Here is an 11,229-nt window from a genome sequence, read left to right on the forward strand (position 1 = left end):
ATAAAGAGGGGAGGCCAGGTTGTAGCGCAGCCTGCAGCCTCCCCGAATGTTTCTGGATAAAGCATGAGAATACTGATCATTGGCCCCAGCTGGGTCGGCGACATGGTGATGGCGCAGACCCTGTTCCAGAGCCTCAAACAGCAGCACCCCGACTGCGTGATCGACGTGCTGGCACCCGAGTGGAGCCGGCCCATCCTCGAACGCATGCCCGAGGTGCGCCAGGCCTTGAGCTTCCCGCTCGGCCACGGCGCGCTGGAGCTGGCCACGCGGCGGCGCATCGGCAAGTCGCTGGCCGGCCAGTACGACCAGGCGATCCTGTTGCCCAACTCGCTCAAGTCGGCGCTGGTGCCGTATTTCGCCGGCATTCCCAAGCGCACCGGCTGGCGCGGCGAGATGCGCTACCTGCTGCTTAACGATGTGCGCAAGCTGGACAAGGCGCGCTATCCGCTGATGATCGAGCGCTTCATGGCCCTGGCCTACGCCCCCGGTACCGAACTGCCCAAGCCGTATCCGCGGCCGGCCCTGCAAATCGAGGCCGCCAGCCGCGAGGCCGCCCTGGCCAAGTTCGGCCTGGAGCTGGACCGCCCGGTCCTCGCCCTGTGCCCCGGCGCCGAGTTCGGCGAGGCCAAGCGCTGGCCGGCCGAGCATTACGCCGAGGTGGCCGAGGCGATGATCCGCCAGGGCTGGCAGGTGTGGTTGTTCGGTTCGAAGAACGACCATCCGGTGGGCGAGCAGATCCGTGATCGGCTGATCCCGGGCCTGCGCGAAGAATCTTGCAATTTGGCCGGCGAGACCTCGCTGGCCGAGGCCATCGACCTGATGTCCTGCGCCAGCGCCGTGGTGTCCAATGACTCCGGGCTGATGCACGTGGCCGCCGCCCTCAACCGTCCGCTGGTGGCGGTGTATGGTTCGACCTCGCCGGGCTTCACCCCGCCGCTGGCCGACCAGGTGGAGGTGGTGCGCACCGGTATCGAATGCAGCCCCTGCTTCGACCGCACGTGCCGCTTCGGCCACTACAACTGCCTGCGGCTGCTGGAGCCGGCGAAAGTGATCGCCGCCCTGCACAGCCTGGGTGGCTCCGACCTGATCGATACCGTGGCCGAGGTCGACTGAGTGCGGGTCCTGATCATCAAGACGTCGTCGCTGGGTGACGTCATCCATACCTTGCCAGCGCTTACCGACGCCGCCCACGCCATCCCCGGCATCCGTTTCGACTGGGTGGTGGAGGAAGGTTTCGCCGAGATCCCCAGCTGGCACCCGGCGGTCGACCAGGTGATCCCGGTGGCGATCCGCCGCTGGCGCAAGAATATCTGGCAGACGCTCAAGAGCGGCGAATGGAAGGCTTTCAAACAGCGCCTGCGCGAGCACAAGTACGACCTGGTGATCGATGCCCAGGGCCTGGTCAAGTCGGCCTGGCTGACCCGTTACGTGAAAGCGCCGGTAGCCGGCCTGGACCGTTACTCGGCCCGTGAGGGCTGGGCCAGCCGCTTCTACGACCGGCGGCTGTCGGTCGCTGTCGGCCAGCATGCCGTTGAGCGCGTGCGGCAACTGTTCGCCCTGGCCCTGGCCTATGACCTGCCGGAAGGGCTGGGCAACTACGGCCTTGACCTCAATCGCCTGCAACTGCCACCCGCCGCGCCCTACGTGGTGTTCCTGCATGGCACAACCTGGGCCACCAAACACTGGCCCGAGGCTTACTGGCGCGAGCTGGCCGAGCGCATGGGCCGGCGCAAGCTGCAGGTGATGCTGCCATGGGGTAACCCTGCGGAAAAAGCCCGCGCCGAGCGTATCGCCCAGGGCTTGAACAATTGCCAGGTGCTGCCCAAATTGAACCTGGCGGGCGTGGCCCGTGTGCTGGCCGCCGCCAAGGCCTGCGTGGCGGTCGACACCGGCCTGGGCCACCTGGCCGCCGCCCTGGATGTGCCGACCATCTCCCTGTTCGGCCCCACCAACCCTGGTCTGACCGGTGCCTACGGACGCGCCCAGATCCACCAGGCGAGCGACTTCCCCTGCGCCCCGTGCCTGCAGAAGAAGTGCACCTACAAACCGAGCGCCGAGGACCTGCGCCGGTTCGATCTCAAACGCGAGTGGCCGCTGTGCTTCACTCGCCTGAATCCCGAGCATGTGGCGGGCCGCTTGAGCGCGCTGCTGCTGGCTGAGGATGTTCGTTGATGCAACTGGCTTTTGTGCTCTACAAATATTTCCCCTTTGGCGGGCTGCAGCGTGACTTCATGCGCATCGCCCTCGAATGCCAGAAGCGTGGCCACCAGATCCGTGTGTACACGCTGATCTGGGAAGGTGACATTCCGCCGGGCTTCGAGGTGCTGGTGGCGCCGGTCAAGGCGCTGTTCAACCACCGCCGCAACGAGAAGCTCAGTGCCTGGATGGCCGCAGACTTGGCCAAGCGCCCGGTCGATCGCCTGATCGGCTTCAACAAGATGCCTGGTCTGGACGTCTACTACGCCGCTGACGGCTGCTTCGAAGACAAGGCCCAGACCCTGCGCGGCGGCCTCTACCGCCGCTGGGGCCGCTATCGCCACTTCGCCGAATACGAGCGGGCGGTGTTCGCCAAGGACGCACGTACCGAGATCCTGATGATCTCTGAGGTGCAGCAGCCGCTGTTCATCAAGCACTACGGCACTCCCGAGGCGCGTTTCCACCTGCTGCCGCCGGGCATTTCCCAGGACCGCCGGCGCCCGGCCGACGCCGAGGCCATCCGCGCCGCCTTCCGCCAGGAGTTCGGCCTGGCCGACGACGAGTTGCTGCTGGTGCAGATCGGCTCGGGCTTCAAGACCAAGGGCGTTGACCGCAGCCTCAAGGCCCTCGCGGCGCTGCCGTCGAGCCTGCGCAAACGCACGAAACTGATGGTCATCGGCCAGGACGACCCCAAGCTGTTCCAGGTGCAGAGTACTGCGCTCGGCCTGGGTGATCAGGTGCAGTTCCTCAAGGGGCGCAGCGATATCCCACGCTTCCTGCTCGGCGCCGATTTGCTGATCCACCCGGCCTACAACGAAAACACCGGTACCGTATTGCTCGAGGCGCTGGTTGCCGGCCTGCCGGTGCTGGTGTCGCAGGTGTGCGGCTACGCCCACTACATCGCCGAGGCCGACAGCGGCCTGGTGCTGGACGAGCCGTTCGAGCAGGACCAGCTCAACGCCTACTTGCAACGCATGCTCGAGGACGCCGCGGCCCGTGCATCCTGGTCGAGCAACGGCGTGGCATTCGCCGCCACCGCCGACCTGTACAGCATGCCGCAGCATGCCGCCGACGTGATCCTTGGGCAGGAAACCACATGAAGCTGATACTGGCCGAACCGTTCAAGCGCCTGTGGGCCGGGCGTGACCCCTTCGACGCCGTCGAAGCCCTGCAGGGCGAGGTGTACCGCGAGCTGGAAGGCCGTCGCACCCTGCGTACCGAGGTCGATGGCGCGGGTTTCTTCGTCAAGATCCACCGTGGCATAGGCTGGGGAGAGATCTTCAAGAACCTGTTCAGCGCCAAGCTGCCGGTGCTCGGCGCCGGCCAGGAATGGCGTGCGATCCAGCGCCTGCATGAAGTCGGCGTGCCGACCATGACCGCAGTGGCTTACGGCGAGCGCGGCGGCAACCCGGCCACCCAGCACTCGTTCATCGTCACCGAGGAGCTGGCGCCGACCGTCAGCCTGGAAGACTTCAGCATCGATTGGGTGAAGCAGCCGCCAGCGCCCCGCCTGAAGCGCGCGCTGATCGCCGAGGTGGCGAAGATGACCGGCGGCATGCACCGCGCCGGGGTCAACCACCGCGACTGCTACATCTGCCACTTCCTGCTGCACACCGATCGCCCGGTGACGGCGGACGACTTCCGGCTGTCGGTGATCGACCTGCACCGTGCCCAGACTCGGGCGACGGTCAGCCGCCGCTGGCGCGACAAGGACCTGGCGGCCCTGTATTTCTCGGCCCTGGACATCGGTCTGACCCGTCGCGACAAGCTGCGCTTTTTGCGCGGCTACTTCCAGCGCCCGTTGCGCCAGGTGCTCAAGGACGAGGCTGCACTGCTCGCCTGGCTGGAGCGCAAGGCGCAGAAGCTCTACGACCGCAAGCAACGTTACGGGGACGCACTCTGATGGCGAGCTGGAACCTGGCGCCTGAGTATGCGCACCTGGCGGCCGATTTCGGCAGTATCGACGCGGTGTTCGCCATCAAGGGCGAGCGTCTGACCCGCGACCCGTTGAGCGAGGTCATCCGCATCGAACGGGACGGGGTCAACTACTACGTCAAACGCTACACCGGAGCCGGCAAGCACATGCGCCGCTACCTGGGGCGCCCGCGAGTCAAGGCTGAGTGGCAGAACCTCAAGCAGTTCGCCAAATGGGGCATCCCCACCGCCGACGTGGTCGCCTGGGGCCTCGAGCGCCAGGGCCTGGCGTTTGGCCGTGGGGCGATGATCACTCGCGAACTGCCACGCACCGAGGACCTCTCGGCGTTGGCCGAGCGCAATGACCCGCGCCTGCGTGACGCGGCCTGGGTCGATCATGTCAGCCGTCAGCTGGCGCGGCACACCCGGGTAATGCACGATCACCATTTCGCCCACAACGATCTCAAATGGCGCAACCTGCTGGTCGATGACCAGGGCACGCTGTTCTTCATCGATTGCCCGACGGGCGACTTCTGGCGTGGTTTCATGCTGCGCCACCGGTTGATCAAGGACCTGGCCTGCCTGGACAAGGTCGCCAAGTATCACCTGTCGGCGACCCAGCGCTTGCGCTTCTACCTGCAGTACCGGGGGCATGCGCGCCTGCATGCGCGCGACAAGAAGCGCATCCGTCAGGTGCTGAGCTTTTTCGAGGGAAGGGAATGACCGACTACCTGGCCAGTGCCGACCAGGCACTGCTGCAACGGCACGGACTGGGCGACTTCGAGGCGCTCTGGGCCCTGCAACTTGACGCCGTGGACGAACCCAACACCGGCCGCGGCGGCTGGAGCAGCGTGTTCCGCCTCGAGCTCGAGGGCAAGGGGTACTACCTCAAGCGCCAGAGCGACTACCTGACTCGCAGCCTGCACCGGCCGTTCGGCGAGCCGACCTTCGCCCGTGAGTTTCGCAATATCAGCCGTTACCAGAAGCTCGATATCCCGGCCTTGCAGGCGGTTTTCTATGGGGAGCGCAAACAGGCCGGCCAACACCGGGCGATCCTCATGACCCGGGCGCTGGACGAATGGACCGACCTTGAGCATTTGCTCGGCCATTGGCCGCCGACATCCGCGCCGCAACGCCAGGGCATCCTCCAGGCCTGTGGCCAGCTGGCGCGCACACTGCACGGCGCCGGGCAGATGCACGGTTGCTTCTACCCCAAGCACATTTTCCTGCGTGAGCGCCGCGAAGGCTGGCAGGCACAGTTGATCGACCTGGAGAAGACCCGCCCGCTGCTGTTCGGCATGCGTGACCGGGTCAAGGACCTCGAGCCGCTGCTACGGCGTGCCCGCGCCTGGGGTGAGGGCGACGTGCGCGTGCTGCTGGCCGCCTACCTGGAGCAACCGGCGGACAGCGCACTGGTTTCCACCTGGCTGCAACGCCTGACCCAACGCCGCCGTCACAAAGAGGCCCGCTGATGCGCCTGTCCGAACTGAAGGAGGCCGGGCGCAGCCCGAGCCTGCCCCTGACCATCACCCTCGCCGACGCCGCAGGCAGCGCCGACTTGCAGCTGCTCAGCCTGCTGCGCGTGCTGCCGGGCCAGCGCTATGTCGGCGCCGGCATCTGGCGTGGCACCAAGGTCCTGGCCAAGTTGCTGGTCGGCGGCAATGCCGCCCGCCACTTCCAGCGCGAACGCGATGGCGCCCGGCTGATGGCCGATCAGGGCCTGACCACGCCGCGCCTGCTGGTCGATGGCCTCAAGGAAGGCGAAGGTGGCTGGCTGTTGTTCGAATACCTCGATCACGCCGAAAGCCTGGGTGACGCCTGGGCCAAGGTGGAATCATTGCCGATGCTCGCCGACGAGCAGCACCTGGTGCTTGGCGAGGCGTTGACCGCCATCGCACACCTGCATGCCAAGGGTTTGTGGCAGGAAGACCTGCACCTGGACAACCTGCTGCGCCAGGACGGTCAGCTGTACCTGATCGACGGCGCCGGCATCAAGGCCGAAACGCCCGGCCAGCAGCTGTCGCGTCAGCGCGTGCTGGAAAACCTCGGGGTGTTCTTCGCCCAGTTGCCCAAGCGCCTGGAGCCCTTTATCGAGGAGGCGCTGGTGCATTACATCCTGGCCAACGCCGAGCATGCGTTGCCGCTTGAGGCGTTGCAGAAGCAGGTGGACAAGGTGCGCAACTGGCGCCTGAAGGACTACCTGGACAAGGCCGGGCGTGAATGCACGCTGTTCAGCGTTGCGCGCAACCTGTCGGGCCTGCGCGCCATCCGCCGCGGCGAGGTCAAGGCGCTGATGTCGGTGCTCGAGCAGGCCGATGCGTTGATCGACCAGGGCCACCTGTACAAGACCGGTGGCGCGGCCAGCGTGGCGCGTATCGAGGTGGGTGGCCGCACGCTGGTGCTCAAGCGCTACAACATCAAGAACACCGCGCACTGGTTCAAGCGCTTCTGGCGCCCGAGCCGGGCCTGGCATTCGTGGATCGAGGGGCATCGCCTTGAGTTTCTCGACATTGCCACGCCACGGCCATTGGCGGTGCTGGAGCAGCGGGTGATGGGGCTGCGCAGCACGGCCTACCTGGTGACCGAGTACGCCGACGGGCCGGACCTGATCGAATGCTTCGCGCCCTATGTGGAAAGCGGCGAGGCGCCCGACGAGCAGGTCGAGGCCCTGGTACGGGTGATGCAGCAGCTGATCCGCGAGCGCATCAGCCATGGCGACTTCAAAGGCCATAACCTGTTCTGGCAGGCCGGCCAGTGGTCGCTGATCGACCTCGACGCCATGTGTCAGCACGCCACTCAGCTCAGCTTCGCCCCGGCGTTTGCCCGTGACCGGGCACGGTTGCTGCGCAACTGGCCGAGCGGCAGCGCCTTGCATCAGCGACTGGACCGGCTTTTGCCAAAACTGGTCGAGTAAGGCAGCTGGTCCGGGCTTTCATTGGGCGGGCGGTGGTTGGTCTGGCAGTGTCAGCCAGTCACTGCTGCGCCCTGCTTGGCGAACGCGTATCAGCCACTGGCCGTTTTCGTGACGCATCACCGCCCAAGGCACCACCCCGGCGTTGTTGGCGACAGTAATCTGCAAGTGGCAATGATCTGGCAGCAGGTGGCGACGCACCGGCAACTGTCCGTTCTCGAGCGCCAGGTACAACTGATCGTCAGCCTCAAAGAGCCCTTGTTCGATGTTCAGTGGCAGGCCGGCCACAGGCACCTGCAGGTAGCAGTCTTGCAGTAACTGCTTCAGGTCGGGCAGCCCGTCGTACCAAAGTACCGGTGAGTCTATGACCCACTGCCCGTCGGACTTGCGCTTGAGCGGTTGCTGCAGGTAGACGTCTGGCTGGTCAGGGTCGATCGCCCGCCAGCGGTAGCCGTCGAAGCTGACCTGGTAATAGCGGTTGTCGTTGTCCTTGACGAAGTACAGTGAGTGCCCGCCAAACGCCGAGCTTTGCTCGTATACACCTTCACCGTAGATGCCGTCTATGCGATAGCGCAGGCTGCTCCCTGGTTGTACCTGGAGGCGTGCGGGCAGTGGCAGTGGCGGTTGTTTGGGGATCCCGCGCAGGGATCGGCGTAGCACTCTGGAACCAAGAAAACTGGTACCCGCATCGTTGAGGTGGCTAAGCGCTTGATAGGCATGCCGCATCACCCCTTCGACATCCTCTTGCTTGAAGGCCTCGACGCCGTCCCAAATATCGATTGCCATGCGGCCGATCGACAGCACCAGCAGCGCACGGTTCGGCAGCAGGAGGCTGATGAAGTCCAGTAAGCGCCAGCTCAGCGCCATGACCGATGCCACGTTCACTTCCCTGGTCGTCATGCTGTCGGCATCGGCCTGAGCGATCAGCGCCCGGGCTTCGGCGATGTAGTAGACGAAGAAAAGGTCGTCCTTGATCTCGGGTGTCGTCAAATGTGTGCTCATGCGCCCCTTGTCCAGCAGCCGTTGCACCGTGGCGGCAGGCAGCAATGGCAGGCGCTGGGCTACGTATGCTCTCAACGTGGGCTGTTGGCGCAACGTGCGAAGCAGTTCGCGGGTTGTTCGAAAACGGCGCCAGGACCTGCGGTCCGGGGCATCCGGGGTGTACAGCACGCATGCCGGAGACTTGTAGGGGGTGCTGTTGAGCAGAAGCACGCCCTGCAGGGTATGGCCCATGATGTTTAGCTGCCGAACAGTGACCGGGTAGCCTGCGACTGGCGCACGCAAGGCATTGTGTGGTTGGTCCAACACTGCGCGCACCCAGTTGTAGCCGTGTTCGAAAGGGTCTTCGCCAAAGTGTCCGGCGTAGCGCGCCTTGACTGCTTCAGCGTGCATGCGTGCACGGTTGACCTTGCTGTGCGCGGTCAGGCGCCATTTGCCCGCTCTGGAACTGACAAGTTGGGTGTGCAGGTACTTTGCGTAGCTGTCACCTACGTTCAGCTCCCGGACCATGTGCTTGACATACTGCGGCGTGAGCCCGGCGGGCATGGCTTTGCCGTGGGCATGGCTCACCCGAGCAGTAAGCCAGTAGTCGGTATCGAACCACGGCAAGTTCTTGAGGGCGATCTCTTCGAGCGTGTTGATTTCTTCGACCATTTCCACCATCTCGTGGCCCACGCGTCGCATGCCGACATAGGTGACATAGGATGAGATGGCGAAGGGATGCATGATGGCGCCGGTGCGGCGGGCACGCACGACCCTGATCTTGATATCGCGAGGATCTGTGTCGTACCCCAGGTTATGGCTAAGGCGCTCGCGAAGGCGTGCGTTGGCCCAGGCCAGCAGGCTATTGCGTTGCTTGAAGTCGTTAAGGCTCAGCACTCCCGGGGCAGCAGCCTGCTCGGCGATTGCCACCAGCTCTTGCATGGCCTGCATCATATGGCTCAGGCCTTGCGCAGAGGTGTTGCGCAGCCAGTTCGGCAGGTTCTTCTCAAGTAATCGGGAGTAACGTGTCAGCAGGATGGGTTTGGCGCCGACTTCGTGCCAGAGTTGCATGGCTTTATGTATTCGGGTGTGCTGGTCGGGTGAGCCGTTGCTCCACAAGCCGGCGTCACTCAAGCGTTGGCGCTGGGCTTCTATCGCACTGTCGATCTGGGCCTCCAGCAGGCTATCGGTGTACCAGTCATAGCGCAGGCGCTGTGACCGACGAACGCGGTCCGCCTGTGGGTCAGGATACAGATGCAGCAGAGGCTTGCTCTGGAGTGGGTCCTCCAGGCGTTCGCAAAGTTCCTGGTGCAGTGCGGCAAGGGAGTCGAAGGCCTCTATGCCTTGTGAGAGGCTGCATAGCAAGGCCATGCCTGCGGCATCCTGAGGCGTGAGCATAGGGCCCTCGGCGGTGCTGGCAACGATGATCAGTGTGCCTGGCAGGTAGCTGCGCCAGTTGGGCCGTATGCCGTCGAGCAGCACGCGATAGACCTGTGGCCTGCTGGCCAGCGGCAGCTGCCTGCGCTGAGAGGGAAGCGGCTGTTCCAGGCACGCCCGCAGCTGCTCGGCTGACCCGTTGGCCAAGGTCTGGTCGCCCAGGCGCAATTCAACCTCGGCCAGCATCAGCGCCTTGCGCAGTGCCAGCAGCTTTTGTCTTGAGGTTTCGCCATGCTCATCGGCCGTTGTCCAGAAGCTGGCCAGTTGGCCGTGCAGCCAGGTGCGTGTATCGGGGTTGATGGGGTGCTGAGGGGCAAGGGTCGGGAGGCCGCCGAGCAGGTCGCTGATCTGTCGGTCGATCTGTTCCAGTTGTTCGAGGGGGCGCATGGGGCGGGTCCTGGGTTGAGGAAAACCCCCATGCTTGGCAATACCTGCGGTTGCGGGGTGGTAGCGGGCTAGCGCACCCGACGCCAGAGCAGCCCGCGCAAGCTCACCAGGGCCGGCAGACCCAGGCCGGCCCATGCCAGAATGTCCCAGCCACCGTCGCCGAGCAGTGCGGCGAACAGGCCCAGGAGCCCAAGTATGGCAATCAACGCTGGCCAGGCGAAGATGCGTACAGTGGCTTGCGACCTGTGGCTCATGCGCGCGACCCTCTGGGTTTGCGCTGCTTGCCCCACCACAGGTAGAGGCCGCTGCCGAGCACGATGATTGTCAGCACGTCCAGCAAAGCCCAGAGGATCTGCATCGGTCGCCCGCCGTAATCGCCGAAATGCAAAGGCTGCGACAGGCCCATCGCATCCATGTACCAGGGACGGTCGCCTACGGCCGTCACTGCAAGGGTGCGAGCATCGATCAGTACCGGCGTGAACAGGTGCGAACTCAGGTGTGTGGCACCGTTCATGAATACCGCGTAGTGGTGCTCGCTGGAAAAACGCGTGCCTGGAAAGGCGATGAAGTCCGGGCGCATGCCGGGTGCCGCCTGTTCGGCGATCGTCAACAGCTGGCTGGCCGGGGCGCGTTCGGTGAGCGGCGGGGCATCGCGGTAGGGCGCGACCATGGCCGCCAGGCTGTCGTTGCGCCAGGCCGCGATCACCAGGTCGGACAGGGCGCTGATCACACCGGTGACGCCGACCACCAGGGCCCAGGTCAGGGTGACCACGCCGATCAGGTTGTGCAGGTCGAGCCAGCGCAGGCGCCGCGACTTGTCGTGGCGCACCGTGGCGAACTCCAGGCGGCGCATGAACGGCGCGTACAGCACCGTGCCGGAGACGATCGCGACGACGAACAGCAGGCCCATGAAGGCCAGCCACAACTTGCCGGGCAGCCCGGCGAACATGTCCACGTGCAGACGAAGCATCAGCATCATGAAACCACCATTGGCCGCCGGCATGGCCACGGCCTCGCCGGTGCGGGCATCGAGCATGAAGGTGTGCGATTGGTCGGGGTGGGTGCCGGCGGTGGCGGCCATGATCGCCACCACGCCGTTGGGTTCGTCCTCTTCGTAGCCGAAGTACTGCATGACTTCGCCAGGGCGGTGTTGCTCGGCCTTGAGCACCAGTTGCTGCAGGTCCAGGTGCGGGGTGCCGGCGGGCATCTCGCGCAGTTCGGGGGCATCGCCCAGCAGGTGTTCCAGCTCGTGGTGGAAGATCAGCGGCAGGCCGGTGAGGGCCAGCAGCAGCAGGAACAGCGTGCACACCAGGCTGCTCCAGGTGTGGATCGCTGACCAGCGGCGGATGGTTTGGCTTTTCATCACGGCTCCTTACGCATCGCGGGGCAAGCCCGCTCCCACG

10 protein-coding genes are annotated in these 11,229 nt (G+C 65.1%); 7 read left to right on the forward strand and 3 right to left on the reverse strand.

Going from position 1 to position 11,229, the window contains the following annotated elements; genetic code table 11:
• Positions 1-63 precede the first annotated feature (63 nt).
• The 7 genes from waaF to ACQ4OD_RS20475 are packed head-to-tail and all read left to right on the forward strand — an operon-like array spanning position 64 to position 7,024.
• On the forward strand, positions 64-1,113 hold the full coding sequence (gene waaF / locus ACQ4OD_RS20445; RefSeq protein ID WP_139667984.1) for a lipopolysaccharide heptosyltransferase II: 1,050 nt from the start codon (positions 64-66) through the stop codon (positions 1,111-1,113).
• Positions 1,114-2,172: a lipopolysaccharide heptosyltransferase I gene (waaC, locus tag ACQ4OD_RS20450; protein ID WP_102681879.1), complete on the forward strand. Its 1,059-nt coding sequence runs from the start codon at positions 1,114-1,116 to the stop codon at positions 2,170-2,172.
• Complete coding sequence (locus ACQ4OD_RS20455) at positions 2,172-3,296, forward strand: glycosyltransferase family 4 protein (protein WP_139667986.1); 1,125 nt, start codon at positions 2,172-2,174, stop codon at positions 3,294-3,296. Before waaC ends, ACQ4OD_RS20455 begins: the two co-directional genes overlap by 1 nt.
• Complete coding sequence (rfaP, locus tag ACQ4OD_RS20460; protein WP_046857428.1) at positions 3,293-4,099, forward strand: lipopolysaccharide core heptose(I) kinase RfaP; 807 nt, start codon at positions 3,293-3,295, stop codon at positions 4,097-4,099. Before ACQ4OD_RS20455 ends, rfaP begins: the two co-directional genes overlap by 4 nt.
• Positions 4,099-4,833 (forward strand): lipopolysaccharide kinase InaA family protein, encoded by a 735-nt coding sequence (locus ACQ4OD_RS20465; protein WP_102681882.1) that lies wholly within the window; start codon positions 4,099-4,101, stop codon positions 4,831-4,833. Before rfaP ends, ACQ4OD_RS20465 begins: the two co-directional genes overlap by 1 nt.
• Positions 4,830-5,582 carry a lipopolysaccharide kinase InaA family protein gene (locus ACQ4OD_RS20470; protein ID WP_430944839.1) on the forward strand — a complete coding sequence of 251 codons (753 nt, stop codon included), beginning with the start codon at positions 4,830-4,832 and terminating at the stop codon, positions 5,580-5,582. Before ACQ4OD_RS20465 ends, ACQ4OD_RS20470 begins: the two co-directional genes overlap by 4 nt.
• Positions 5,582-7,024: a lipopolysaccharide kinase InaA family protein gene (locus ACQ4OD_RS20475; RefSeq protein ID WP_198753787.1), complete on the forward strand. Its 1,443-nt coding sequence runs from the start codon at positions 5,582-5,584 to the stop codon at positions 7,022-7,024. The genes ACQ4OD_RS20470 and ACQ4OD_RS20475 overlap by 1 nt, the downstream gene beginning before the upstream one ends.
• A gap of 18 nt (positions 7,025-7,042) precedes the next feature.
• On the opposite strand, the gene ACQ4OD_RS20480 is transcribed toward ACQ4OD_RS20475, so the two are convergent.
• From ACQ4OD_RS20480 to ACQ4OD_RS20490, 3 genes are all read right to left on the reverse strand, one after another.
• Complete coding sequence (locus ACQ4OD_RS20480) at positions 7,043-9,826, reverse strand: dermonecrotic toxin domain-containing protein (RefSeq protein ID WP_430944840.1); 2,784 nt, start codon at positions 9,824-9,826, stop codon at positions 7,043-7,045.
• Positions 9,827-9,894: 68 nt separating this feature from the next.
• On the reverse strand, positions 9,895-10,080 hold the full coding sequence (locus tag ACQ4OD_RS20485; RefSeq protein ID WP_139667991.1) for a hypothetical protein: 186 nt from the start codon (positions 10,078-10,080) through the stop codon (positions 9,895-9,897).
• Positions 10,077-11,189 carry a PepSY-associated TM helix domain-containing protein gene (locus tag ACQ4OD_RS20490; protein WP_139667993.1) on the reverse strand — a complete coding sequence of 371 codons (1,113 nt, stop codon included), beginning with the start codon at positions 11,187-11,189 and terminating at the stop codon, positions 10,077-10,079. The genes ACQ4OD_RS20485 and ACQ4OD_RS20490 overlap by 4 nt, the downstream gene beginning before the upstream one ends.
• Positions 11,190-11,229: the final 40 nt, after the last annotated feature.

This window comes from Pseudomonas sp. WC1, from assembly GCF_050586565.1.
Classification (GTDB): Bacteria; Pseudomonadota; Gammaproteobacteria; order Pseudomonadales; family Pseudomonadaceae; genus Aquipseudomonas.